This window comes from Streptomyces sp. NBC_01551 (assembly GCF_026339935.1).
Lineage (GTDB): Bacteria > Actinomycetota > Actinomycetes > Streptomycetales > Streptomycetaceae > Streptomyces.
Window position 1 is genome coordinate 967,324 of record NZ_JAPEPX010000001.1, and the last position, 23,840, is coordinate 991,163.

At 71.7% G+C, this 23,840-nt stretch carries 24 protein-coding genes; 6 read left to right on the forward strand and 18 right to left on the reverse strand.

The genetic code is table 11. From position 1 onward, the window contains the following. Positions 1–66 precede the first annotated feature (66 nt). The 4 genes from OG982_RS04200 to OG982_RS04215 all read right to left on the reverse strand — a co-directional run bounded on the left by OG982_RS04200 (position 67) and on the right by OG982_RS04215 (position 3,696). Positions 67–771 carry a GNAT family N-acetyltransferase gene (locus OG982_RS04200; RefSeq protein ID WP_266789605.1) on the reverse strand — a complete coding sequence of 235 codons (705 nt, stop codon included), beginning with the start codon at positions 769–771 and terminating at the stop codon, positions 67–69. 234 nt (positions 772–1,005) lie between these two features. Then, a complete protein-coding gene (locus OG982_RS04205; protein ID WP_266947939.1) occupies positions 1,006–1,872 on the reverse strand; it encodes a MetQ/NlpA family ABC transporter substrate-binding protein in 867 nt (288 codons plus the stop codon). 103 nt (positions 1,873–1,975) lie between these two features. Continuing rightward, positions 1,976–2,644, reverse strand: coding sequence for a methionine ABC transporter permease (locus OG982_RS04210; RefSeq protein WP_266789602.1), 669 nt, complete (start codon positions 2,642–2,644; stop codon positions 1,976–1,978). Further along, positions 2,641–3,696, reverse strand: coding sequence for a methionine ABC transporter ATP-binding protein (locus OG982_RS04215; protein ID WP_266789600.1), 1,056 nt, complete (start codon positions 3,694–3,696; stop codon positions 2,641–2,643). The genes OG982_RS04210 and OG982_RS04215 overlap by 4 nt, the downstream gene beginning before the upstream one ends. A gap of 606 nt (positions 3,697–4,302) precedes the next feature. Between OG982_RS04215 and OG982_RS04220 the strand changes: the two genes are divergently transcribed. Together OG982_RS04220 and OG982_RS04225 are read left to right on the forward strand one after the other, a co-directional pair. Beyond that, the gene (locus OG982_RS04220; protein ID WP_266789599.1) at positions 4,303–4,671 is read left to right on the forward strand and encodes a hypothetical protein; all 369 of its coding nucleotides are present in this window, start codon (positions 4,303–4,305) and stop codon (positions 4,669–4,671) included. Continuing rightward, positions 4,664–5,092 carry a hypothetical protein gene (locus OG982_RS04225; RefSeq protein ID WP_266789597.1) on the forward strand — a complete coding sequence of 143 codons (429 nt, stop codon included), beginning with the start codon at positions 4,664–4,666 and terminating at the stop codon, positions 5,090–5,092. The genes OG982_RS04220 and OG982_RS04225 overlap by 8 nt, the downstream gene beginning before the upstream one ends. Before the next feature lie 78 nt (positions 5,093–5,170). Here OG982_RS04225 and OG982_RS04230 read toward each other — a convergent pair whose 3' ends face one another. The 3 genes from OG982_RS04230 to OG982_RS04240 form a co-directional block, all read right to left on the reverse strand. Further along, the gene (locus tag OG982_RS04230) at positions 5,171–5,677 is read right to left on the reverse strand and encodes a GNAT family N-acetyltransferase (protein ID WP_266789595.1); all 507 of its coding nucleotides are present in this window, start codon (positions 5,675–5,677) and stop codon (positions 5,171–5,173) included. Between the two features lie 37 nt (positions 5,678–5,714). Further along, complete coding sequence (locus tag OG982_RS04235) at positions 5,715–6,236, reverse strand: sigma-70 family RNA polymerase sigma factor (protein ID WP_266789593.1); 522 nt, start codon at positions 6,234–6,236, stop codon at positions 5,715–5,717. Between the two features lie 116 nt (positions 6,237–6,352). Further along, the gene (locus OG982_RS04240; protein ID WP_266947941.1) at positions 6,353–7,513 is read right to left on the reverse strand and encodes a glycerophosphodiester phosphodiesterase; all 1,161 of its coding nucleotides are present in this window, start codon (positions 7,511–7,513) and stop codon (positions 6,353–6,355) included. A 227-nt stretch (positions 7,514–7,740) separates the two neighbouring features. Between OG982_RS04240 and OG982_RS04245 the strand changes: the two genes are divergently transcribed. Further along, positions 7,741–8,448, forward strand: a complete 708-nt coding sequence (locus OG982_RS04245) for a 1-acyl-sn-glycerol-3-phosphate acyltransferase (RefSeq protein WP_266789589.1) — start codon at positions 7,741–7,743, stop codon at positions 8,446–8,448. Between the two features lie 17 nt (positions 8,449–8,465). Here the strand turns inward: OG982_RS04245 and OG982_RS04250 are convergent, their stop codons facing one another. The 3 genes from OG982_RS04250 to OG982_RS04260 all read right to left on the reverse strand — a co-directional run bounded on the left by OG982_RS04250 (position 8,466) and on the right by OG982_RS04260 (position 12,134). Beyond that, the gene (locus OG982_RS04250; RefSeq protein WP_266789587.1) at positions 8,466–9,962 is read right to left on the reverse strand and encodes a membrane-associated oxidoreductase; all 1,497 of its coding nucleotides are present in this window, start codon (positions 9,960–9,962) and stop codon (positions 8,466–8,468) included. Positions 9,963–10,041: 79 nt separating this feature from the next. Next, positions 10,042–11,586, reverse strand: a complete 1,545-nt coding sequence (locus OG982_RS04255; protein WP_266947942.1) for an MFS transporter — start codon at positions 11,584–11,586, stop codon at positions 10,042–10,044. Beyond that, on the reverse strand, positions 11,583–12,134 hold the full coding sequence (locus OG982_RS04260; protein WP_266789583.1) for a TetR/AcrR family transcriptional regulator: 552 nt from the start codon (positions 12,132–12,134) through the stop codon (positions 11,583–11,585). Before OG982_RS04260 ends, OG982_RS04255 begins: the two co-directional genes overlap by 4 nt. 86 nt (positions 12,135–12,220) lie before the next feature. Here OG982_RS04260 and OG982_RS04265 point away from each other — a divergent pair, with 86 nt between their 5' ends. Beyond that, positions 12,221–12,745 (forward strand): HAD domain-containing protein, encoded by a 525-nt coding sequence (locus OG982_RS04265; RefSeq protein ID WP_266792230.1) that lies wholly within the window; start codon positions 12,221–12,223, stop codon positions 12,743–12,745. Positions 12,746–12,835: 90 nt separating this feature from the next. Here OG982_RS04265 and argH read toward each other — a convergent pair whose 3' ends face one another. Beyond that, on the reverse strand, positions 12,836–14,266 hold the full coding sequence (argH, locus tag OG982_RS04270) for an argininosuccinate lyase (protein WP_266789581.1): 1,431 nt from the start codon (positions 14,264–14,266) through the stop codon (positions 12,836–12,838). A 105-nt stretch (positions 14,267–14,371) separates the two neighbouring features. Further along, positions 14,372–15,565, reverse strand: coding sequence for an argininosuccinate synthase (locus OG982_RS04275; RefSeq protein WP_037797237.1), 1,194 nt, complete (start codon positions 15,563–15,565; stop codon positions 14,372–14,374). A 162-nt stretch (positions 15,566–15,727) separates the two neighbouring features. Here OG982_RS04275 and OG982_RS04280 point away from each other — a divergent pair, with 162 nt between their 5' ends. Then, entirely contained in the window at positions 15,728–17,101 is a 1,374-nt protein-coding gene (locus OG982_RS04280) for a hypothetical protein (RefSeq protein ID WP_266789579.1), read from the forward strand. Between the two features lie 241 nt (positions 17,102–17,342). After that, the gene (locus OG982_RS04285) at positions 17,343–18,002 is read left to right on the forward strand and encodes a L,D-transpeptidase (RefSeq protein WP_266792228.1); all 660 of its coding nucleotides are present in this window, start codon (positions 17,343–17,345) and stop codon (positions 18,000–18,002) included. Here OG982_RS04285 and OG982_RS04290 read toward each other — a convergent pair. From OG982_RS04290 to argC, 6 genes are all read right to left on the reverse strand, one after another. Then, positions 17,996–18,802: a hypothetical protein gene (locus tag OG982_RS04290; RefSeq protein ID WP_266789578.1), complete on the reverse strand. Its 807-nt coding sequence runs from the start codon at positions 18,800–18,802 to the stop codon at positions 17,996–17,998. The two genes, OG982_RS04285 and OG982_RS04290, sit on opposite strands and share 7 nt — an antisense overlap. A 97-nt stretch (positions 18,803–18,899) precedes the next feature. Next, the gene (locus OG982_RS04295; protein ID WP_266789577.1) at positions 18,900–19,436 is read right to left on the reverse strand and encodes an arginine repressor; all 537 of its coding nucleotides are present in this window, start codon (positions 19,434–19,436) and stop codon (positions 18,900–18,902) included. A 7-nt stretch (positions 19,437–19,443) separates the two neighbouring features. Beyond that, positions 19,444–20,667, reverse strand: a complete 1,224-nt coding sequence (locus OG982_RS04300; RefSeq protein ID WP_266947944.1) for an acetylornithine transaminase — start codon at positions 20,665–20,667, stop codon at positions 19,444–19,446. Next, positions 20,664–21,602, reverse strand: coding sequence for an acetylglutamate kinase (argB, locus tag OG982_RS04305; RefSeq protein WP_266789573.1), 939 nt, complete (start codon positions 21,600–21,602; stop codon positions 20,664–20,666). The genes OG982_RS04300 and argB overlap by 4 nt, the downstream gene beginning before the upstream one ends. Further along, entirely contained in the window at positions 21,599–22,756 is a 1,158-nt protein-coding gene (argJ, locus tag OG982_RS04310) for a bifunctional glutamate N-acetyltransferase/amino-acid acetyltransferase ArgJ (protein WP_266947945.1), read from the reverse strand. Before argJ ends, argB begins: the two co-directional genes overlap by 4 nt. Continuing rightward, a complete protein-coding gene (gene argC, locus OG982_RS04315) occupies positions 22,753–23,781 on the reverse strand; it encodes an N-acetyl-gamma-glutamyl-phosphate reductase (protein WP_266947946.1) in 1,029 nt (342 codons plus the stop codon). Before argC ends, argJ begins: the two co-directional genes overlap by 4 nt. Positions 23,782–23,840: the final 59 nt, after the last annotated feature.

Genomic DNA, 23,840 nt, shown 5'->3' on the forward strand with positions numbered 1-23,840 from the left:
GGCGCGGATGTGTGGGGGCAGGCGCGGAGGGTGCGGGGTTCACGGTGAGACTACCTGGTCATCGGGTCAGTGCCAGTCGGTCGAGACGGCGTACCCGTTCGCGTCGGAGCGGCGGCCGAAGCCGTATCCGTCGTAGCCGTCGGAGAAGGATCCGGAGTAGCCGTCCGAGTACCCGTCGGCTTCGTCGTAGCCGTCGAGGTCCTCGGGGACCAGGCTCCAGACGATGAGGTCGGTGCGGGTGTCGGTCCAGGAGCCGTCGGGCGACTGGGTCCGTACTATCCACGCGTTGCGCAGGACGCCCTCGCTGATGCAGCCGATCTTCTGGGCCACCTGCTGGGAGGCGGTGTTGTCGGCGGCGGTGCGCAGTTCGAGGCGCTCGAAGCGCTGGTCGCGAAAGAGCCACTGGGCGAGGGCGAGTACGGACTCGCTGGCGTAGCCCTCGCCGCGGGCCCAGGGGGCGGTGACGTAGCGGACCTCGGTGGCGCGGGTGCGCCAGTTGGTGTTCTGGAGGTGTACGACGCCGACGAGGCGCTGGGTGAGGAACTCGGTGACGGCGAGGACGATGCCGCGGCCACCGGTGCGCTCGGCGTGGGAGTCCCGGGTGGCCCAGGCGTGCGCGTCGGCGTGGGTGTAGGGGTGCGGGACGGAGGTCCAGGCGGTCACGTGCTCGTCGTTCATCATCTCGGCGAGCGCGGTGACGTCGTCTTCCTCGAAGGGGCGCAGTACCAGCCGGTCCGTGCTGATGGTGACGTCCGGGAAGGTGGTAGTCATGCGCAGCTCCATGCCTGAGACCGTGGTGCGACCGTGTTGCGATGCGACCGCGGTGCGGGACCGATCGTGCGGGACCGTTGGTGCGGGTCGTAGGCCACAGCATGCAGCATCGGCCGCGTGCTGCGCATGGCCGGGGTTGCCCGGAGGCGGGCACGGCTCGGCCCCGCGCGCCACGAGGGCGTGCGGGGCCGAAGTGCCCGTGTTCTCAAGCGGTTTCCGCCGGGTGGCGGGGCGTCAGGAGGCGGCGGGGGCACCGAAGGCGGGGATGACCGAGCCCTGGTACTTCTCCTCGATGAACTTCTTGACCTCGTCGGAGCCCAGGAGCTTGGCGAGCTTCTCGATGCGCGGGTCCTTCTCGTTGCCGGCCTTCACCGCGAGGAAGTTGGCGTACGGGTTGCCCTCGGCCTTCTCCAGGGCGAGCGCGTCCTTGGCGGGCGAGAGCTTGGCTTCCAGGGCGTAGTTGCCGTTGATGACCGCGGCGTCCACGTCGCCCAGGGCGCGCGGGACGGTGGCGGCCTCCAGCTCCTTGAACTCCAGGCCCTTCTTGTCGGTGATGTCGGACAGCTTGGCGCTGGTGCCGACACCCTCCTTGAGGGTGATCAGGTTGTTCGCGGCGAGCAGCTGGAGCGCGCGGCCCTCGTTGGTGGTGTCGTTGGGGACGGCGATGGTCTGGCCGGGCTTGATGTCGCCGATGGCCTTGACCTTCTTGGAGTAGAGGCCGAGGGGCTCCAGGTGCACGTTCACGACGGGCACGATGTGGGTGCCGTTCTTCTTGTTGAAGTCGTCGAGGTACGGCTTGTGCTGGAAGTAGTTGCCGGCGACCTGGCCCTGCTCGGTGGCGGTGTTGGGCAGGACGTAGTCCGTGAACTCCTTCACCTCCAGCTTGAGGCCTTCCTTGGCCGCGAGCTTGTCCTTGACGAAGTTCAGGATGTCGGCGTGCGGGCTCGGGGAGGCCGCGATGACGAGCGGCTTGCTCTCGTCGGTCTTGCCGCCGTCGGCCTTGGTGGAGGACGGGTCCGAGGAGCTGCCGCAGGCGGTGAGACCGAGGGCGAGCGCGGCGGAAGCGGCGGCGAAGGCGGTGGCCTTGATGTTCTTACGCACGAAGAGTGCCTTTCATTGCGGTGCAAGTGCGCAGGTCGTGCGCGGTTCTTGCGGGTGGAGGCCCAAGCACGACAAGTGCGGGCTTTTCTGGGGTGGAGAAGGTTCAGGCGGTCCGGCCGCGGCGGGCGAGGACGCGGACCACGCCGTCGCCGATCAGCTGGATCACGGTGACGAGGACGACCAGGATCACGACGGTCGCGAGCATGAAGCCGGTCTCGAAGCGCTGGAAGCCGTAGGTGATGGCCTTGGAGCCGAGGCCTTCGCCGCCGACCGCGCCGGCCATGGCCGAGTAGCCGATCAGGGTGATCAGGGTGGTGGTGACGCCGGCGATCAGCGAGGGCAGGGCCTGCGGCAGCAGCACCTTGCCGACCAGGGTGGGGATCCCGCCGCCCATGGACTCGACGGCCTCGATCAGACCGGGGTCCACCTCGCGGACGGCCGTCTCGACGAGCCGGGCGAAGAAGGGGATGGCGCCGATGGCCAGCGGGACGATCATGGCGGTGGGGCCGATGAAGGTGCCGACGACCGCGGTGGTGACCGGGATCAGGGCGATCAGCAGGATGATGAACGGCAGCGAGCGGCCGATGTTCACGATCACGCCGAGGACCTTGTTGAGCGGCTGGTTCTGCAGGAGGCCGCCCTTGTCGGTCAGGACGAGCAGGATGCCGATGGGCAGTCCGCCGAGGACGGTCACCAGGGTGGACCACAGCACCATGTAGAGGGTGTCGTAGGTGCCCTGGGTGAGCAGGGGCTGCATCTCGGACCAGGTCACTTGGCACCGTCCTTGACGAGCTGGGCGAGCTCGGCGTCCGCGTCTTCGGGATCGTCGACCACGTCGACCTGAAGGCCCTGCTCGCGCAGGAAGCCGACCGGCACGACGTTGTCCTCGTAGCGGCCGGGCAGCTCGATGCGCATCCGGCCGATCTGGCGGCCGGCGACGGTGTCCATCGCGGCGCCGAGGATCGAGATGTCGATGTTGTACGTCCGCGACAGCTGGGAGATGACCGGCTGGGTCGCGGCGTCGCCGTGGAAGGTGACGTCCACGACGGTGCGGTCGGGGCCGGTGGCGGCGCCGCTGACCGGGAAGAGTTCACCGGCGAGCTCGGAGCCGGGGGTGGCGAGGAGCTCGGAGACGGTGCCGGACTCGATGATCCGGCCCTTCTTCATCAGGGCGGCGGAGTCGCAGACGGCCTTGACGACGTCCATCTCGTGCGTGATGAGCAGGACGGTCAGGCCGAGCTGCTGGTTGAGGTCGCGCAGCAGCTGGAGGATGGAGCGGGTGGTCTCGGGGTCCAGGGCGCTGGTGGCCTCGTCCGAAAGCAGCACCTTGGGGTCGCCGGCCAGGGCGCGGGCGATGCCGACGCGCTGCTTCTGGCCGCCGGAGAGCTGGGCGGGGTAGGCCTTGGCCTTGTCGGCCAGGCCCACGAGGTCGAGGAGTTCGGCGGCCTTGCGGGAGCGCTCGCCGCCGGAGATCCCGAGGATCTCCAGGGGCAGTTCCACGTTGGCCTGCACGGTGCGCGAGGACAGCAGGTTGAAGTGCTGGAACACCATGCCGATGCGGCTGCGGGCCTCGCGCAGTTCCTTGCCGGCGCGGCGGCCGCGGCCGGCGAGCGCGGTGAGGTCGACGCCGTCGACGGTCACGGTGCCGGTGGTGGGGCGCTCCAGCAGGTTCACGCAGCGGATCAGGGAGGATTTGCCGGCGCCGCTCTGGCCGATGACTCCGTAGACCTCGCCCTCGCGGACGTGGAGATCGACGCCGTCCAGGGCGGTGACCTCGCGGCCACGGGACTGGTAGACCTTCGTGAGGCCCGATGTGGTGATCACAGGATTTCCGTCGCTGTCGAGTGCTCGGCGCATGCGGGTGCCGGGCACGGGGCAAACATCTGGGGACGCGATACGGGTCAGACCATCAGAAAACGACGCTGACGACGCGTGCGCGGGGCAGGAGCGATCCGGTGCTGCTTCGGGGCGGCGGCGCGGACGGGCTCGGCCGGTCTCGCTTCGGGGCGCGAGACTGCAAGGAGAGGGGCCCTCAGAAGGCGCACATTCGACACATACAACGAGCACCGGGCGTCATCGTCGCCTCGGTCGCAAGGGTGCGGCTGCTCGTCGTGGTCATGGGCCCCAGTAAAGCAGACCTATCCCTTCACCGATCAACGCTGTCCGAATAGCGGACGAAATCCAGCCGCATTCCGGACAGCACCGGTCAGGAACGGTCATCCGCCCCGAAGGGTCCACCAGCCACGCTGACCTGCCCGGACGCGGCCCTGCGAGCCCGCGCGCGACGGCCCTCGGGCGGTCTGGCGGGGCGTCCGCTGTGGCCAAGGCCACGACGTCCGGCGCCCCGGGCCACGCGCGCGCCGGGGTGTACACAGGGGCGCCCGCAGGGGTGCGCGCGGCCGGGCCCGCGGCCCGTAATACGCTCGCTGCATGCTCGACGCCCTGACGGTCGCCATCGGTGTGACCGCACTCGCCCTCGCCGCCTGGTGCGGCCTCGCCGCCTGGCGGGACCAGCCGACCAAGGACTGGCATTTCATCGGCATGGCGGTCGTGACCGTGCTGGTCCTGGCCCAGCTGGTGGTGGGACTCGTCAAGCTGGCCCAGGGCGGGAAGCCCGACGAGGGCACGGTGATCTTCGTGGCCTATCTGGTCGGCGCCTTCGCGGCGGTCCCGGCCGCCGGGCTGCTGTCGCTGACCGAGCGGTCCAAGTGGGGCTCGCTGACCGTGGCCGCCGGCGCGGTCGTCCTGGCCGTGCTCGAAGTACGCCTCTATGACATTTGGGGAACCCCCGGTGCCTGACACGCAGACGGACGACACGGCCCCCGCGCCCGCCGAGCACAAGCGCCTGGTCTCCGGACCGGGGCTGCTGCTGGTCTGGCTGTACGGGGTGATCACGGTCGGCGCGGTCTCGCGCTCGGCCTACCAGATCTCCACCGAGTTCGACCGGGCACCGCTGGCGTACACGCTGAGCGGCGTCGCCGCGCTCGTCTACGCCTTCATCACGTACTCACTGGTGCGCGGCGGGGAGACGGCCCGCAAGGCGGCGCGGATCTGCTGCGCCGCCGAGCTGGCCGGTGTACTGACCGTGGGCACCTGGACGCTGGTGCGGCCCGAGGCGTTCCCGGATGCGACCGTGTGGTCGGACTTCGGGATGGGGTACCTGTTCATCCCGGTGATCCTGCCGATCACCGGGATGCTCTGGCTGCGCACGAAGCGCTGACTCCGCATCAGACGTACCGGACGTATCTGATGCATCTGACGTATCAGCGGTACCAGCAGTACCAGCCGTCAACAGGGATCAGGCGCTGACCGCGAAGTCGTCGGCGCTCTTGGCTTCCTTCTCCAGGATCACCAGCTTGACGCCGTCGGACGCGGTGCGGCCGCCGACCTGGGTGTAGCCCGCCTTGCGGTAGAGCCGCAGGTTGGACTCGCTCTTGTGTCCGGTGTGCAGCCGGAAGCGGGTGGTCCCGCCGTCGCCCTGGAGGGCCACCTCCACCGCGCGCAGCAGCCGGGCGCCGAGCCCGTGGCCCTGGAGACGCGGGTGCACGCACAGCTTGGCGATCTTGGCGGTGCCGTCCTCGTCGACGTTGCCGCGGACGGTGCCGACGACCTCGTCCCCGAGCCGGGCCACCAGGACGGTGTCCGTCTCCAGTTCCCCCTTGAGGGAGTCCAGGGTCTGGGTGAGCGGCTGGATGCGGTAGTTGCCGTACAGCTCGGCCTCCCGCTGGAACGCCAGATACTGCAGCTTGAAGATCTGCTCGGCGTCCTCGGCGGCCGCCGCCGAAATGGTCACGCTCATGCCCATGTGCGCATGCCTCCAGCTCACCTGGTAGCCCGTTGGTCTACCGCTCCTTTCCCCGCAGGCCAGGAGCCGCAACCTCTGCAGCCAGCATTCTGCGCAGACATCCCAGGCAACGGGAACGGACCGGCCCCAAACTTCCTTGTGAGATACCCAACTCCCCTGCGATTTCACGGTAAGTCAAGTCCCTGGGCGAAAGAAGTGCCCCTATGAGTTCAGGACAGCGTCCGGGCAACCGGGCGACAGCTGATCGGATGACCTTCTTCTCCTCGCCGTGGAGAAGGGCGTCTTCCGGCTCCGCCGCGCCGTCCACGAGATGAGCGCGCCGGCCGTACGGAACCTCGCGCCTGGCCCGGCGCCGGGCCACCCGGGCCTCGGCGCGCACCGCCCGGCGCAGCCAGCGCACGGGCTCGGCGGGGGCGGGGCCCTCTTCCAGCAGCCTGACCCAGACGGCTTGTTCGAGGTCGGCCGCTTCCACTCCGGTCCCGGGGGCTTCCGCGGCCGCCTCGGCGGAGAGGAGCGGGCCCAGTCGGTTCAGGAGGTCGGGTTCCTTCAGCAGGTCCATGCCGGGCGGGACGCGTGGGGCGTGCCCCGCGGTTTCCCCGCGGGGCACGCCCCACCCGTACGTGATATTCCGTTTATCGGTTGACGCCGCTCAGTCGCGGCGTTCGACCGCGCCGCTCAGCTGACGCCGCGGCCCGGGCGGAAGGCCTCGGCCGCGAGGAGTCCGGTGTCGGGGTTGTCGGTGAAGATTCCGTCGATCCCGAGTTCGAAATACGTCCGGAAAGCACCGAAGGCGTCCCCGTACCCGGCCGGATCCGTTCCCTTGCGGTATTCGGCCGGCAGGAAACTGTTCTCGTTGCGCGCCGTATAGGGGTGCAGCACCAGGCCGCGGGCGTGCGCGTCCTTGACCAGGGTGGTCGGGGTGCCCAGCTTGCCGTCCGCGTCGCGCGGCACGATCAGGTCGAGGGTCGGGCCGATGCCCTGGGCGAAGGAGGCGATCCACTTCAGGCCCTCGGGCTTGACCAGGTCCGCGACGGTACGGGGGTCCTTGGCCACCTCGAAGTCCCAGGGGCGGGTGTTCGCGGCGGACAGCAGCACCACGCGCGGCGCCGACACCAGCCGCGACAGCCGCTGGATGCTGGACGGCTCGAAGGACTGGAGGAAGACGGCGGCGTTCTTGCCGTCGCGGCCGTAGCGGCGCAGCAGCCGGGCGAGCGGCTCCTCCAGGGAGAGGCCGAGGGAGCGGAAGTAGCTGGGGTGCTTGGTCTCCACGTGCAGCCAGACGCGCTTGCCGCGCCGCTTGCCCTCGCGGTCGGCCCAGCGCAGCACCTCTTCGAAGGTGGGCACCGCCCAGCGGCCGTCGTAGAGCGTGTTGCGCTGGCGGACGGCGGGGATACGTTCCTTCGCCCGCAGGGTCTTCAGCTCGGCGAGGGTGAAGTCCTCGGTGAACCAGCCGGTGACGGAGACCCCGTCGACCGTCTTGGTGGCGCGCCGGGAGGCGAACTCGACGTGGTCGGCGACATCGGTGGTGCCCCCGATCTCGTTCTCGTGGCGGCACACCAGGTGGCCGTCCTTGGTGGGCACCACGTCCTGCTCGACCACGTCGGCGCCGAGGTCGAGCGCGAGCTGGTAGGAGCCGAGGGTGTGCTCGGGCCGGTACCCGCTGGCACCCCGGTGGCCGATCACCGTCGGGACGGGGAGGTCCCGGTAGCCGCCAACGCCGCCGCGGCCGCTCTCCGCCGCCGAGGCGGAACCCGCCGAGAGTCCGGCGATCGTGCCGCCGGCCGCCAGGACCGCCGCCCCAAGGACCGTGCGCCGCGCTGCCCCACCCTGCGTCATGAGTGCCACTCCTCATTCTGAAAGGGCCAGTACCCCCGGGATCTCCGGCGTCGCGCGGCCCGATTCGGCGTGGTGATCGTAGGCAGCGGCCCGTGTCCGGCGGATGGGGCGGCGGGGAACATGGCGCAAACGTGTGTCAACGCGTCAACACTGCGTATCCACCGCGTGAACCCGATGTGCGATCAGCCCACAGCCGCGAGTATCGTCCTCACCTGCACTACCGCCGTGTGGTGCGCACCGCTTTCGATGCCGGAGGGCTCACGTTGTTCCGTACCGCGCTCATCAAGGCCACTGTCGGACCCGTCATGCGCATGATGTTCCGCACCCGGGTGGAGGGCGTGGAGAACATCCCGGGGACCGGTCCGGTGATCCTGGCGGGCAACCACCTCACCTTCATCGACTCCATGATCCTCCCGCTGGTCTGTGACCGTACGGTCCACTTCATCGGCAAGGACGAGTACGTGACGGGCAAGGGCATCAAGGGCCGTCTGATGGCGTGGTTCTTCACCGGTTCCGGCATGATCCCCGTCGACCGCGACGGCGCCAACGGCGGGGTCGCGGCCCTGATGACCGGCCGCCGGATCCTCGAAGAGGGCAAGATCTTCGGCATCTACCCGGAGGGCACCCGCTCCCCCGACGGCCGCCTGTACCGCGGCCGTACCGGCATCGCCCGCCTGACCCTGATGACCGGCGCCCCCGTGGTCCCGTTCGCGATGATCGGCACCGACAAGCTCCAGCCGGGCGGCGCGGGCATGCCGCGCCCGGGCCGGGTCACCGTCCGCTTCGGCGAGCCGATGGAGTTCTCCCGCTACGAGGGCATGGACCGCGACCGCTACGTGCTGCGCGCCGTCACCGACTCGGTGATGGCCGAGGTCATGCGGCTGTCGGGCCAGGAGTACGTGGACATGTACGCCACCAAGGCCAAGGCGGCCTGACCTTCCCGGGCCGGAACCTACTGACGTTGCAGTGACCGGCTGACGCCCGCGGCGGTCGTCGTGGCGAGCACCCAGCCGGTCACGATCAGCAGGTACGACAGCCACTGGTACCAGCCGCCCGGCGCGAACGCGGCCTCCTGCCCGAAGCCGATGATCGGGACCATCAGGTCGAGCGTGTAGAACACGGCGTTGAAGTCCGGGGCCTCCCCCGCCTTGAGCGCCCGGGGCGGGTGCAGCCCGTACGCGATGGCCCCGGTCGTCAGCAGCGCCAGCAGCCACCCCGCCGCGCGCAGCGGCCGGAAGCCGTAGCCGACGGTGGCGTCCTGGAGCAGCCCCCAGAGCCGGGCGTGCCGCGGAAGCGTGCGCCGGTGCCGGCGCAGTTTGGCGAGCTGGACGGTCCGCGCGGCCCCCTCGTCCCCGGCCGTACGGTAGGCCGCCGCGAGCTGCTCGTAGGCGTACGGGAGGTACCCGGACTCCTCGCGCTCCAGCGCCGGCAGCCGCTGCTCGGCGGGCAGGTGCGGGGCGAGGGTGCGGTAGGTCAGGCCGTCGATGCGGATCTGCTCGGGCCAGGTTTCCGGCGATATGTACAGCATGTCGAGCTGGGAGCGCCGCAGGTTCACGTCGCCCTGGATGGTGTCGCAGGCCCGCAGCCACAGCTCTCCGATCACGCAGCTGGAGGCACGGAGGGCGACCCCGTCGGGGTTCACGAGCCGGGCGCGTGCGAGGTTGAGGTGGCCCGGTATCCGGGCGCTGCTGAGGTTGACCCGGCCGACGGCCTCCATCGCCCGGCCCCGCAGGTCGGTGCCGACGGTCAGGGTCTCGGCGTGCAGGGCGGTGCCGCCGGGGGCGTACAGACGGGCGCCGTCGAGGTTGATCTGGCCGCCGATGGTGGCGCCGTTGACGCGGGTCTGGCCGTGGACGGTGAGGTCCATGGCGATGACGTCGGTGCCGATGTCGGCGTGGTTGATCTGGAGGGCGGGTTCCTCCGCCTCCTCCTGCGCGCCGGGGTCTCCTATGACGGCCCGCTGGAGGAAGAGGCCGCCGCCGGTCCGGGCGCCCTGGAGGCGGACGGGCCCGGTGATGCGGCAGCCGGTCAGCCTCAGGGTGATGTCCACGCGCAGGGTGGCGGCGGTCAGCCCGGGCAGTACGGAGTGCGACAGGACGAGGGCGCGCAACTGGGCACCGTAGAGCAGCGGTTTGCGCTCGAACCAGCAGCCGCGCAGCCGGACGGCGTGCTCGACGACCGCGTACTTCAGGTCGAGCCTCCCGGCGATCCGGGCGCCCTCGATGTTGAGCCCGGCGACCCGGCCCTCGGCGGCCGCCGCGGCCGTGTCGGCGTGGTCCCCGCGCAGCAGCAGCGCGGCGAGCACCTCGGCGCGCAGGGTGCGCTCGGGCCCCCAGGCGGCCCCGCCCGAGACGTCCTCGTCGGGGTCTGCCCGGAAGTCGACGCGCTCGCCGCGCGGGAAGGCGTCCCACACGCGGCGTTCCGCCGGGGTCAGGTCGGTGATCTCCATCGCCGGGATGGTGTCCTGCGGGTCAACGGAATGTCAACTGTGCGCACGTCACCACCCCTTGGCTGGAAATCACCGAGGATCAGTGCTCGATGCCGTCCTGGAGCTTCTGCCCCTTCAGCAGGAACCAGGCGGCCGCGGCGGTGGCCAGCAGGACGGCCGCGCCGACGCCCGAGGCGAGGCGGAGGCCGTCCACGAAGGACTCCTGGGCGGCGTGCACCATGGTCTGCGCGGTCGCCGGGTCCACCGACCTGGCGGCCTCGACGGCCCCGCCCAGCGACTCGTGCGCGGCGTCGGCCACGGCGGCCGGCACCCCGGCCGGGGCGGTGAAGCCCTGGTAGACGCCGGTGACGATGGAGCCGAGCAGGGCGATGCCGAGGGCGGCGCCGAGTTCGTACGCGGTCTCGGAGACGGCGGAGGCCGAACCGGCCTGTTCCTTGGGCACGCTGGAGAGGATCACGTCGGCGGTGACGGTGAAGGAGAAACCGGCGCCGAGGCCGACGATCAACAGGGCCGCGCCGAGCAGCGGGTAGCCGCTCTCCTTGTGGATCAGGGTGAGCACGCCGAGCGCGAGGCCGATGGCCGCGAGACCGCCGGTCACGATCGACCGTACCGAGTAGCGGCGGGCGTAGCGGCCGGCGACGAGACCGGTGACCACCGCGCCGATGGCGGCGGGCAGTTCGGCCAGGCCCGCCTCCAGCGGCTCGCGGCCCTGGACGAGCTGGAGGAACTGGGAGAGGAAGAAGACCAGTCCGGACAGCCCGAACACGGTGAGCAGGTCGGCGAGGACCGCGCCGGAGAAGCCGCGGTGCTTGAAGAGCCGCATGTCGAGCAGCGGCGCGGTGAGGCGGAACTGGCGCCGTACGAAGGTGTACAGCGCGCCCGCGCCGAGCGCGGCGGCGGCCCAGACCTCCCAGGTGGGGCCGTGGGTGGCGACCTCCTTGACCGCGTACACGACCGCGATGATGCCGACCAGGGAGAGGGCGACGCTGGCCAGGTCCCAGGGCCCGGCGACCGGGTTCTTGGACTCGGGCAGCAGCTTGATGCCGACGATGACCAGGACGATCATCACGGGCAGGTTGATGAGGAAGACCGAGCCCCACCAGAAGTGCTGGAGCAGCGCTCCGCCGACCACGGGGCCGACGGCCGCGCCGGCCGAGGCGGTGGCGCCCCAGATGCCGATGGCGAGGCTGCGCTCCTTGGGGTCGTGGAAGATGTTGCGGATCAGCGCGAGGGTGGACGGCATCAGGGTCGCGCCGGCCACGCCGAGCAGGGCGCGGGCCAGGATCATCATCTCGGGGCTGGTCGCGTAGGCGTTGAGGACGGACACGGCGCCGAAGGCGGTCGCGCCGACCAGCAGCAGCTTCTTGCGGCCTATCCGGTCGCCGAGCGAGCCCATGGAGACGAGCAGGCCGGCGATGACGAAGGAGTAGATGTCGCCGATCCACAGCAGCTGGGTGCCGGACGGCTTGAGGTCCTCGCTGAGTGAGGGCGTGGCGAGGCCGAGTACGGTGGCGTCCACCGCGACCAGCAGCACGGCCAGGACGAGCACGGAGAGCGCGAGCCAGCGGCCGCGGCTCTTCTCCTCCGCCCCCGTCTGCGTGATCAGCTGTTCGGTCCGGCTCATTTCTCCACACTCCGTCGTGCGCCACCGAGCAGCAGCTCGATGATCATGTACTGAAAGTCCTTGGCGGCGACCCGGCCGTCCGTGACGGCCCAGGCGCAGGTGCCGATGAGGCCGTAGAGGGCCTCGGTGAGCCAGGCGGGGCTCAGGTCGATCCTGATGTGCCCCTCTTCCTGGCCGCGCCGGAAGAGCGCGCTGACCCGGGCGTCGAGCCGGGCCCATCCCTCGTGGACCTCGTCGCCCTCGAAGAGCTGGTTCTCGGTGACGAGAAAGGCCAGCAGCTGGGCGTTCGGCTCCGCCTCGGCGACGAGTCGCCTGAGCGCGTCCACCGCCGTGTCCTCGTCGAGGCGGGCATTGTCGAACGCCACCTCGAATTCCCGGATGCCGAGTTCTTCGAGGGCGCGCACGAGGGCGTCGCGCCCGGCGAAATGCCGGTGGAGGGTCGCGCGCCCGATTCCGGCGGCGCGGGCGACCTCGTCCATCGTGGCGGTCGATTTGCGGGAGAGCAGGGCCGCCGCGTCACGCAGCACCTGGTCACGATCCATGGCCATGAGACAAGCATACCCCGAATGAGACGTTCATGTCTCATTCGATAATGGGGGTGCCCCCGGGCGCCCGGAACGGAAGCATGATCGAGATGACGCACCCGACCCCGAAGCCCCTGCTCCTGATCGACGTGGACGGCCCCCTGAACCCCTACGCCGCCAAGCCGCAGCGCCGCCCGGAGGGCTACCTCACCCACCGGATGCGCCCCACGGGCTGGACGGAGGCCGAGAGCGCCAAGCCGCTGCGGGTCTGGCTGAATCCCGGCCACGGCGCGGAGCTCCTCGCGCTGGCGGACGCGTACGAACTGGTCTGGGCGACGACCTGGAAGGACGAGGCCAACGACTGGATAGGCCCGCACCTGGGCCTGCCGAGACTCCCGTTCATCGACTGGCCGCAGATGCACGGCCGGGCGCCGCGCGGCACGTTCTGGAAGACCCAGTACGTCCTGGAGTACGCGGCCGGGCGCCCGTTCGCGTGGATCGACGACGACATCACGGCCATGGACCGCGAGTACGTCGACCAGCGCCACCCGGCGCACACCCTGCTCCTGCGCATCGACGAGCGGATCGGCCTGGTCCGGGCCGACTTCGACGCCCTGGCCGCGTGGGCGGCGTAGCGCCCGCGTCGTCCGCCGATCACCCGCACGACGAAGGGGCGGTGGGAACCGTGTGGCTCCCACCGCCCCTTCACGCGTGACGGGTGACCGCTACTGCTTGTGCTTGGCCCAGGCGTGCTGGATCACCAGGTCGGCCTTCAGCTCGGTGAGCTGGAGCGCCACCGCCGACGGGGCGGTGCCGCCGCGGCCCTTGCGGGAGGCCAGCGCCCCGGGCACGTTGAGGACCGTGCGGACCTCCGGGGTCAGGTGCTCGGAGATCTTCGCGAACTGCTCGTCGGTGAGCTCGTCGAGCTCGATGCCGAGCGCCTCGCACTCCTTGACGCACTCGCCGGCCACCTCGTGCGCGACGCGGAACGGCACGCCCTGCTTGACCAGCCACTCCGCGATGTCGGTCGCGAGGGAGAAGCCCGCCGGAGCCAGCTCTTCCATCCGCTGCCGGTTCACCGTGAGGGTCGCCATCATGCCGGTGAAGGCCGGGAGCAGCACTTCGAGGGTGTCGCAGGAGTCGAAGACCGGCTCCTTGTCCTCCTGGAGGTCCCGGTTGTAGGCCAGCGGCAGCGCCTTCAGCGTGGCCAGCAGACCCGTCAGGTTGCCGATGAGGCGGCCCGACTTGCCGCGCGCCAGCTCCGCGATGTCCGGGTTCTTCTTCTGCGGCATGATCGACGACCCGGTCGAGAAGGCGTCGTGCAGGGTCACGAAGGAGAACTCCTTCGTGTTCCAGATGATGATCTCCTCCGCGATCCGGGACAGGTTGATCCCGATCATCGCGGTGATGAAGGCGAACTCGGCGACGAAGTCGCGGGAGGCCGTGCCGTCGATCGAGTTGCCGACCGAGCCGCGCTCGAAGCCCAGGTCGGCGGCGACCGCCTCCGGGTCCAGGCCCAGCGAGGAGCCGGCCAGCGCCCCCGAACCGTACGGGGAGACCGCGGTCCGGGTGTCCCACTGCCGCAGCCGCTCCGCGTCCCGGGACAGCGCCTGTACGTGGGCCAGTACGTGGTGGGCGAAGAGCACGGGCTGCGCGTGCTGGAGGTGGGTCCGGCCCGGCATGGCCACGTCGGCGTGCGTGTCGGCGAGGTGGACCAGCGCGTCCTGGAGGTCGGCGATCAGGCCGCCGATGATCCGGGCGTGGTCGCGCAGGTACATCCGGAAGAGGGTGGCGACCTGGTCGTTGCGGGACCGGCCGGCGCGCAGCTTGCCGCCGAGGTCGGCGCCGAGCCGCTCCAGCAGGCCGCGCTCCAGGGCGGTGTGCACGTCCTCGTCGGCGATGGTGCCCGTGAAGGAGCCGTCGGCCACGTCCGCTTCGAGCCGGTCGAGGCCCGCGATCATGCGGTCGAGCTCGTCGGCCGTGAGCAGGCCCGCCTTGGCGAGCACCCGGGCGTGGGCGCGGGAGCCGGCGATGTCGTAGGGGGCGAGGCGCCAGTCGAAGTGGACGGACGCGGACAGCAGGGCCAGCGCCTCCGAAGGGCCGTCGGCGAACCGGCCGCCCCAGAGCCGGACGTCACCACCGTTGTTGCTGCTCACAGCTACTGCTCCTCAAGACTGCATGGCCTGTACGGCTGCTTCTGGATGTGAAACAGCCTCCCCGCCGCGGAGGAAACGGGGAGGCGGTCACGTACTGCTGGTCGGTCAGGCGAGGTCGCGCCGCGCCGCGATCTTCGAGGACAGGCCGAAGATCTCGATGAAGCCCTGCGCCTTGGACTGGTCGAAGGTGTCGCCCGAGTCGTAGGTCGCGAGGTTGAAGTCGTAGAGCGACTCGTCGGACTTGCGACCGGTGACGACGGCGCGGCCGCCGTGCAGGGTCATCCGGATGTCGCCGGTGACGTGCTGGTTGGCCTCGTTGATGAAGCCGTCCAGGGCGCGCTTGAGCGGGGAGAACCACAGGCCGTCGTAGACCATCTCGCCCCAGCGCTGCTCGACCTGCCGCTTGTAGCGGGCCAGCTCGCGCTCGACGGTGACGTTCTCCAGCTCCTGGTGGGCGGTGATCAGCGCGATCGCGCCAGGCGCCTCGTACACCTCGCGGGACTTGATGCCGACGAGACGGTCCTCGACCATGTCGATCCGGCCGATGCCCTGGGCGCCGGCGCGCTCGTTGAGCTGCTGGATGGCCTGGAGCACGGTGACGGGCTTGCCGTCGATGGCGACCGGGACGCCCTCCTTGAAGGAGATGACGACCTCGTCGGCCTCGCGGGCCTCGGCGGGGTTCGAGGTGTACTCGTAGATGTCCTCGATCGGCGCGTTCCAGATGTCCTCCAGGAAGCCCGTCTCGACGGCGCGCCCGAAGACGTTCTGGTCGATGGAGTACGGGGACTTCTTGGTGGTCGCGATCGGGAGGTTCTTGGCCTCGCAGAAGGCGATCGCCTTGTCACGGGTCATCGCGTAGTCGCGGACCGGGGCGATGCACTTGAGGTCGGGGCCGAGGGCGGCGATGCCGGCCTCGAAGCGGACCTGGTCGTTGCCCTTGCCGGTGCAGCCGTGGGCCACGATCGAGGCGCCGTGCTTGTTCGCGGCGGCCACCAGGTGCTTGACGATGGTCGGCCGGGACAGGGCCGAGACCAGCGGATAGCGGTCCATGTAGAGGGCGTTCGCCTTGATCGCCGGGAGGCAGTACTCGTTGGCGAACTCGTCCTTGGCGTCCGCGACCTCGGCCTCGACGGCACCGCAGGCGAGCGCGCGCTTGCGGATGACGTCCAGGTCCTCGCCGCCCTGGCCGACGTCCACGGCAACGGCGATGACCTCGGCGCCCGTCTCCTCGGCGATCCAGCCGATGGCGACGGAGGTGTCCAGGCCGCCCGAGTAGGCGAGTACGACGCGCTCGGTCACGGGTTTCTCCTTACGGTGCATTGAACGACAGGCATAACTATGCACTACTCCGTATGTTTCGTCAATCAACCCCCTGTCGAGGCGTCTGACCAGGCCGAATATGGGAGGCGCGGATCCGGGCCGCCGCCTACGATCGGCGGCCTGGCCATACGGGGAGGACACATGGGCGCCACGGCGCGGTGGGAGACGGACAGCGGGCGCGACGCGGCGGAGCGCTTGCTGCTGCGCGGCGAGCGCTTCGGGATCGGCGGGATCCGCCGGCTCGACCTGCCCGGGGCCTGGACCGCCTTCGACGAGGAGGTGCGGCGCGTCCACGCCCGCTCGTACGAGCCGCCGCGCGGCGACCGGATCGAGACGCGGCTGTGCCACCCCGACGGCCGGATCCGCGAGGCCGCGCTCGGGGAGCGCAACCCTCCGCTCCCGCTCGTCGCCATCCGGTGCGCGGACTGGGTCCCGGCGGTCCGCGAGCGCGCCCGGCGGGTGCTCGCCGATGCGCTCGCCGCCCGGCCCGGACAGACCCTGGTCGACCTCGTGCCGCTCGTGCTGCGCCTCGGCCGGCGCGAGCAGGGCGCCTGGGCGCTGGAGCTGTTCGAGACCGCCCTGCGCGCCGAGGAGCCGGTGCTCGCCCCGCTGTGGCGCCCGGCCCGCCCCGCGCGGTGGTGGCGTGACGCCCGACCCGCCCTCACCATGACCGGCGAGGTGCCCGACACCGTCATGGCCTGGCTGCGGCGCAGCGGGGACCTGCGGGTCCGGCGGTTCGCCGTCCGGCTGACGCTCGACGCCGGGCTGTTCGACGTACGGGAACTCGCCCGGCGGGCCGCCGGCGAGCAGGATCCCCTGACGAGCCGGCTGTGGGCCGAGGCCGCGACGGCCGCGATGGCCGCCGACGGGCCGGACGACGAGGCGATCGACAGCCTGCTCGGCGGGCACGTCCCCATGGTCCGCGCCTGCGGGGTCACCGCCCTGCGCCGGGCGGGCCGGGCCGCGGAGGCCGGGCGGTACCTCACCGACCGCTCGGGCCTCGTACGGGCCTGCGCGCGCTGGCTCGTCAGGCAGGCCGGGGACGACCCGTACGCGCGCTGCCGCGAGCTCGTCGAGGACCCCGCCCGGGTCTCCGCCTACGCGGTGGCCGGGTTCTGCGAGTGCGCCGGGCGCGCCGACGCGCCGCTGCTGGGCGCGCTCCTGGGCCACCCCGACGGGGCGGTGCGGGCGGCGGCCGTCGCCGGACTGCGCCTGCTGGACGCCACCCCCGACGACGGGGTGCTGCTCCCGATGCTGGACGACCCGTCGGCGTCGGTGACCCGCGAGGTGTACCGGAGCCTGCGCGACGCGGCCTGCCGGCTGCCGACCGGCCTGCTCGCGGCGCGGGCCGTACCCGAGCGGCCGGTCCACGTCCGCCGGGCCGCGTTCCGCCTGCTGCGGGCCCAGGGCGGCGAGGCCGCGCTGCGGGCCGCCGTCACCCTGGGGGAGGACAGCGACCCGGGGCTGCGCGCGCTGGCGGCGGACACCGTCCGGGCGTCGCGGCGACGCGATTGACCGGCACCGGAAGGGAGTCCGGGCCGGCAATCGCCCCAACGGCGAGTGCGAGGCGGCCTTCCGCGACGACCCCCGCTGGAGCACTTCGACACCCGGCCGGCCGCGCTCAGCGCCGACGCGGGCGACTTCGCGACCGCGCGAGTTCATCGAAACGAGCCTCGACGGCCTGCCTGCGCTGCCGCTGCCCCTTGTGCCCCGTACCGTCTGACATGTGCTGCGTACCGCTCTTGTCACCGGCTCGCTGATCGTCACCTCCCTGCTCCCCCGGGGGACCGGCCCGCTGCCCGCCCGGCTCGCCGACACCGGCGGCGGAAGTCAGCTGATCACCGCCGTCGCCCCCGCACCCGGATCCACGACAGGCCGCCTGACCTGGTGGGACCGGCGCGCGGGGCACTGGTACGCGGAGGGCAGCGCCGAGGCCCGGTTCGGCGCGAACGGGCTGACCGAGGGCGCGACCCGGACCCAGGGCACGAACACCACGCCGACCGGCCTGTACGCACTCCCGTTCGCGTTCGGGATCCGGTCCGCCCCGGCCGGGACGGCGTACCACTACCGGCGGGTGACGGATCGTTCGTGGTGGTGCCAGGACAACGCGTCCGGCAGCTACAACCGCTGGGTGGAGCCGCTGCCGGCGGACTGCGCGCCGGGCGAGGCCGAGCACCTGGTGACGTACGAGAAGCAGTACGCGCACGCGCTGCTCATCGGCTTCAACTACGAGAGCCCGGTGCGCGGGCGGGGCGCGGGCATCTTCCTGCACGTCAACGGCAAGGGCGCGACGGCCGGCTGCGTGTCCGTGCCGGAGCGGACCATGCGGGCGATCCTGCGCTGGGCCGACCCGCGCCGGGCTCCCCACATCGCGATCGGCACGGAGTCCGGGGCGCTGGCCGTCACCCGCTACTGAGCGGCGGGCACGCTGCTCTCGGCGGGTGTCCGACGGCGGCGCGGACGCCCCCGGTTGCGGCCGCGCCGGGTGCGCACGCGGCTCACGCCCAGCCGCCGCAGGGCCTCCGGATCGCGGGCCTCCAGCGTGGCGAGCGCCGGATGGGTCAGGCGCGCGGCCTCCGCGACGTCGGCGTCCGCCGTCCAGCCGGCCCCGCGGGCCCGCGGGTAGACGGGGAACCAGATCACCTGGGCGATCAGTGCGGTCCAGGCAGCCCAGGCGGCCGTCCATTCGGCGTCGCCGTCGGGCCGCAGCGACATCAGGCCCGCGGCGCAGAAGAGCATCTCGGCCAGGACCAGGTACAGCCCGAACATGGCCGGACGGGCGGGCTCGCCGACCCTGAGGAGGGCCGGGCGGGCCGCGCGGAACTCCCGGCGGGCCGCCTCGAACCCCGCGTCCCGTTCCACGATGTTGCCGAGGGTCGCGGGGGCGGTCCGGCGCAGCAGGGCGGCCAGCAGGGCCTCCGGCAGGGGATGGCCGGGGATGCGGGCGGGGTCCGAAGCGGCCGGGGACGGCCTGAGGTTGCCGCGGTGGTTGACGGTGACGAGCCCGTCGAGGACCAGCCGCGCGGCGGCCGCCTGGGTCGTGTCGTACGGCCACCAGCGGTCCATGACCGCCTGGTACGGGTCGGCCAGGACGACCGCCCACCGGCGCAGGGCGCGCCGCCGCCGCACCGCGGTACGGCACCGGAGCACGCCCGCCAGCCCGTACAGCGCGGCCGTGACGGGCACGGCGACACTGGCGAGGGTGTAGGCATGCACACGCCGAGCCTAGGCCGCCCGGCCGGAGGCCGTACACCGGATATCCGCCCGCCGGAGCGCGGGAGGTGACGGGCCGTCGGCAAAGGCCGCGGGGCCGTCAGCCCTCCTTCTGGGCCAGCCTCAGCAGGTGGTCCGCGAGGGCCTGGCCGCCCGACGGGTCACGGCTGATCAGCATCAGCGTGTCGTCGCCGGCGATCGTGCCGAGGATCTCTCGGAGTTCGGCCTGGTCGATCGCGGAGGCGAGGAACTGGGCCGCACCCGGCGGGGTGCGCAGGACCACGAGGTTCGCGGAGGCCTCCGCCGAGATCAGCAGCTCACCGGAGAGGCGCCGCATGCGCTCCTCCTTCGCCGACTCGCCGAGCGGGGCCTGCGGGGTGCGGAAGCCGCCCTCGCTGGGTACCGCGTAGATCAGCTCGCCGCCGGTGTTGCGGATCTTCACCGCGCCCAGCTCGTCGAGGTCCCGGCTGAGCGTCGCCTGGGTGACGCTCAGCCCGTCGTCGGCGAGGAGTTTCGCCAGCTGGCTCTGGGAGCGGACCGGCTGCCGGTTGAGGATGTCCACGATCCGGCGGTGGCGGGCGGTGCGGGTCTGCGGGACGGACGGGCCGCTCTGCTCGTGTTCCTGCGCGTGACTCATCGTCGTCTCATTCCCCGGTTCGTCCGTCCCCGTTGGCAGCGTTCTCGGCGGCGCCGCTGGCCGCCGCCAGGATGCCCGGCAGGGCGTGGACGAACGCGTCCGCCTCGGCCTCGGTGAGGACGTACGGGGGCATGAGCCGTACGACGTCGGGGGCGGGCGCGTTGACCAGGAAGCCGGCATCCTGAGCCGCCTGCTGCACCTGAGGTGCGAGGGGCTCGGTCAGCACGATACCCAGCAGAAGGCCCGCACCGCGGACGTGGGATACGAGCGCGCTCCCGGAGGCCTCGATTCCGGAGCGCAGCCGCTCGCCCCGCGCCTTGACCCGGTCGAGCAGTCCGTCGGCGGCGATGGTGTCGATCACGGCGAGGCCGGCGGCGCAGGCGACCGGGTTCCCGCCGAAGGTGGTGCCGTGCTGGCCGGGCTGGAGCAGCTCGGCGGCCGGCCCGAAGGCGGCGACGGCGCCGACCGGCAGACCGCCGCCGAGCCCCTTGGCGAGGGTGACGAGGTCGGGGTCGACACCCTCGTGGGCCTGGTGCTCGAACCACTGGCCGCAGCGCCCGATGCCGGTCTGCACCTCGTCGAGGACGAGCAGGGTCCCGGTGGCCCGGGTGATCTCGCGGGCGGCCTTCAGGTAGCCGGCGGGCGGGACGACGACGCCGTTCTCGCCCTGGATCGGCTCGATGATCACGAGCGCCGTCTCCTCGGTGACGGCGGCCCGCAGGGCCTCCACGTCTCCGTACGGGACGTGCGTGACATCGCCGGGCAGCGGCAGGAAGGGGCCCTGCTTCGCGGGCTGGCCGGTGAGCGCGAGGGCGCCCATGGTCCGGCCGTGGAAGCCGCCGTCGGTCGCGACCATGTGGGTCCGCCCGGTCAGCCGGCCGATCTTGAAGGCGGCCTCGACGGCCTCGGCGCCCGAGTTGCAGAAGAAGACCCGGCCCGGGCGGCCGAAGAGCTGGAGCAGCCGCTCGCCGAGGGCGAGGACGGGCCCGGAGGCGTAGAGGTTGGAGACGTGGCCGAGGGTGGAGATCTGCTCCGTCACGGCCGAGACGACCGCCGGGTGCGCGTGGCCGAGGGCGTTGACCGCGATGCCGCCGACGAAGTCGGTGTACTGCCGGCCGTCGGCGTCCCAGACCTGGGCGCCCGCGCCGCGTACGAGGGCCAGCGCGGGGGTGCCGTAGTTGTTGGTCAGAGCGCCCTGCCAGCGGGCGGCGTATTCCTGGTTGCCGGTCATGCGGGTTCCCCTCCCTGCTCGTCGGGCACGACCATCGTGCCGATTCCCTCGTCGGTGAAGATCTCCAGCAGGATCGAGTGCTGGACCCGGCCGTCGAGCACCCTGGCCGTCCTGACCCCGTTGCGAACAGCGTGCAGACAGCCCTCCATCTTGGGCACCATGCCGCTGGACAGATCGGGCATCAGCTTCTCCAGCTGGCTGACCGTGAGGCGGCTGATGACCTCGTCGCTGTGGGGCCAGTCCGCGTAGAGGCCCTCGACGTCGGTGAGGACCATCAGCGTCTCGGCGCCGAGGGCGGCCGCGAGCGCCGCCGCCGCGGTGTCGGCGTTGACGTTGTACACGTGGTGGTCGTCGCCGCTGCGCGCGATGGAGGAGATGACCGGGATCCGGCCGTCCGCCAGCAGCGCCTCGATCGCCCCGGTGTCGATGGCGGTGATCTCCCCGACCCGGCCGATGTCGACGCTCTCGCCGTTGATCTGCGGGCTGTGCTTGGTGGCGGTGATGGTGTGCGCGTCCTCGCCGGTCAGGCCCACGGCGAGCGGCCCGTGCTGGTTGAGCAGCCCGACGAGCTCGCGCTGGACCTGGCCCGCCAGGACCATCCGTACGATGTCCATGGCCTCCGGGGTGGTGACCCGCAGGCCCGCCTTGAACTCGCTGACCAGGCCCTGCTTGTCGAGGGCCGCGTTGATCTGCGGGCCGCCGCCGTGCACGACGACCGGCTTGAGGCCGGCCTGGCGCAGGAAGACCACGTCCTGGGCGAAGGCGGCCTTCAGTTCCTCGTCGATCATGGCGTTGCCGCCGAACTTGATGACGACGACCTTGCCGTTGTGGCGGGTGAGCCAGGGCAGCGCCTCGATGAGGATCTGCGCCTTGGGCAGCGCGGTGTGCTTGCGCGCGGTGCCGGTGCCGGGCTGGCCGGCCTTCTCGTCGCTCATGAGCTGTACGCGCTGTTCTCGTGGACGTACTCGGCGGTCAGGTCGTTGGCCCAGATCACGGCGGACTCGTCGCCGCCGGCCAGGTCGGCCGTGATGCGGACCTCGCGGTCCTTCATGGAGACCTGGTCGCGGTCCTCGCCGACCGAGCCGTTCTTGCAGACCCAGACGCCGTTGATGGCGACATTGAGGCGGTCCGGGTCGAAGGCGGCCTTGGTGGTGCCGATGGCGGAGAGCACCCGGCCCCAGTTCGGGTCCTCGCCGTGGATGGCGCACTTGAGCAGGTTGTTCCGGGCGATCGAGCGGCCGACCTCGACCGCGTCGTCCTCGCTGACCGCGCCGATGACCTCGATGCGGATGTCCTTGCTGGCGCCCTCGGCGTCGCCGATCAGCTGGCGGGCGAGGTCGTCGCAGACCGTCCGTACGGCCTCCGCGAAGGCCTCGTACGCGGGGACCTGGCCGGACGCGCCGGAGGCGAGCAGCAGCACCGTGTCGTTGGTGGACATGCAGCCGTCGGAGTCGACCCGGTCGAAGGTGGTGCGGGTGGCGGAGCGCAGCGCCCGGTCGAGGGTGGCGCTGTCCACGTCGGCGTCGGTGGTGAGGACGACGAGCATGGTGGCCAGGCCCGGGGCGAGCATGCCCGCGCCCTTGGCCATGCCGCCGACGGTCCAGCCGTCCTGGGAGGCGGTGGCCGTCTTGTGCACGGTGTCGGTGGTCTTGATGGCGATCGCGGCGTCCTCGCCGCCGTCGGCGGTGAGGGCGGCGGCCGCGGTGTCGATGCCGGGGAGCAGCTTGTCCATGGGGAGCAGGACGCCGATCAGGCCGGTGGAGGCGACGGCGATCTCGCCGGCGTTGTGCTCGCCGCCGAGGGCCTGCGCGACCTTCTCGGCGGTGGCGTGGGTGTCCTGGAAGCCCTTGGGGCCGGTGCAGGCGTTGGCGCCGCCGGAGTTGAGGACCACCGCGCTGACGAGACCGCCGCGCAGGACCTGCTCGGACCAGTGGACGGGCGCGGCCTTGACGCGGTTGGAGGTGAAGACGCCCGCGGCGGCCAGTCGCGGCCCGTTGTTGACCACGAGGGCCAGGTCGGGGTTGCCGTTCGCCTTGATTCCGGCGGCGATGCCGGCCGCCGTGAACCCCTGTGCTGCCGTGACACTCACGGTGCGACTCCGATCGTGGAAAGACCCAGGCTCTCGTGGAGCCCCAGGGCGATGTTCATGCTCTGGACCGCGCCGCCGGCGGTGCCCTTGGTGAGGTTGTCGATGGCGCTGATGGCGATGATCCGCCCGGCGGCCTCGTCGTGGGCGACCTGGACCTGAACGGCGTTGGAACCGTAGACCGAGGAGGTGGCGGGCCACTGGCCCTCGGGGAGGAGCTGGACGAAGGGCTCGTCGGCGTACGCCTTCTCGTACGCGGCGCGGAGCGACTCGGCCGTCGTGCCGGGGAGGGCCTTGGCGGAGCAGGTGGCGAGGATGCCGCGGGGCATCGGCGCGAGGGTGGGCGTGAAGGACACGGAGACGCGCTGCCCGGCCAGGGGGCTCAGGTTCTGGATCATCTCCGGGATGTGGCGGTGGCCGCCGCCGACGCCGTAGGGGCTCATGGAGCCCATGACCTCGGAGCCGAGCAGGTGCGGCTTGAGCGCCTTGCCGGCGCCGGAGGTGCCGGTGGCGGCGACGATCACGGCCTCGGGCTCGGCGAGCTGGGCCTGGTATGCCGGGAAGAGGGCGAGCGAGACGGCGGTCGGGTAGCAGCCGGGGACGGCGACGCGCTTGGACCCGGCCAGCGCGGCGCGGGCGCCGGGGAGCTCGGGGAGGCCGTAGGGCCAGGTCCCGGCGTGCGGGGCGCCGTAGAACTTGTCCCAGTCGGCGGAGTCCTTCAGCCGGTGGTCGGCGCCCATGTCCACGGCGAGGACGTCCTCGCCGAGCTGGGCCGCCACGGCGGCGGACTGGCCGTGCGGCAGGGCCAGGAACACGACATCATGTCCGGAGAGCACCTCGGGCGTGGTCGCCTCCAGGGTGCGGCCCGCGAGCGGAACGAGGTGCGGCTGCAGGGAACCGAGGAGTTGCCCGGCGTTGGAGTTGGCGGTCAGCGCGCCGATCTCCACCTCGGGGTGGGCGAGCAGCAGGCGCAGCACCTCACCGCCCGCGTATCCGCTCGCTCCGGCCACCGCTACACGTACCACCATCGGACCCTCCTCTTCGATGGCATGACTATACGTAGACCCGCACGTTTATGCAATGTTCC

Bases quoted from the DNA above. Each gene is read 5' to 3' on its own strand.
- OG982_RS04255 (WP_266947942.1), bottom strand. From the start codon at position 11,586: ATGAGCCGGACCGAACAGCTGATCACGCAGACGGGGGCGGAGGAGAAG.
- argC (WP_266947946.1), bottom strand. From the start codon at position 23,781: ATGGTGGTACGTGTAGCGGTGGCCGGAGCGAGCGGATACGCGGGCGGT.
- OG982_RS04220 (WP_266789599.1), top strand. From the start codon at position 4,303: ATGCTCGACGCCCTGACGGTCGCCATCGGTGTGACCGCACTCGCCCTC.
- OG982_RS04200 (WP_266789605.1), bottom strand. From the start codon at position 771: ATGACTACCACCTTCCCGGACGTCACCATCAGCACGGACCGGCTGGTA.
- OG982_RS04260 (WP_266789583.1), bottom strand. From the start codon at position 12,134: ATGGCCATGGATCGTGACCAGGTGCTGCGTGACGCGGCGGCCCTGCTC.
- OG982_RS04300 (WP_266947944.1), bottom strand. From the start codon at position 20,667: ATGACCGGCAACCAGGAATACGCCGCCCGCTGGCAGGGCGCTCTGACC.
- OG982_RS04280 (WP_266789579.1), top strand. From the start codon at position 15,728: ATGGGCGCCACGGCGCGGTGGGAGACGGACAGCGGGCGCGACGCGGCG.
- OG982_RS04265 (WP_266792230.1), top strand. From the start codon at position 12,221: ATGACGCACCCGACCCCGAAGCCCCTGCTCCTGATCGACGTGGACGGC.
- OG982_RS04250 (WP_266789587.1), bottom strand. From the start codon at position 9,962: ATGGAGATCACCGACCTGACCCCGGCGGAACGCCGCGTGTGGGACGCC.
- OG982_RS04240 (WP_266947941.1), bottom strand. From the start codon at position 7,513: ATGACGCAGGGTGGGGCAGCGCGGCGCACGGTCCTTGGGGCGGCGGTC.
- OG982_RS04235 (WP_266789593.1), bottom strand. From the start codon at position 6,236: ATGGACCTGCTGAAGGAACCCGACCTCCTGAACCGACTGGGCCCGCTC.
- OG982_RS04230 (WP_266789595.1), bottom strand. From the start codon at position 5,677: ATGGGCATGAGCGTGACCATTTCGGCGGCGGCCGCCGAGGACGCCGAG.
- argB (WP_266789573.1), bottom strand. From the start codon at position 21,602: ATGAGCGACGAGAAGGCCGGCCAGCCCGGCACCGGCACCGCGCGCAAG.
- OG982_RS04295 (WP_266789577.1), bottom strand. From the start codon at position 19,436: ATGAGTCACGCGCAGGAACACGAGCAGAGCGGCCCGTCCGTCCCGCAG.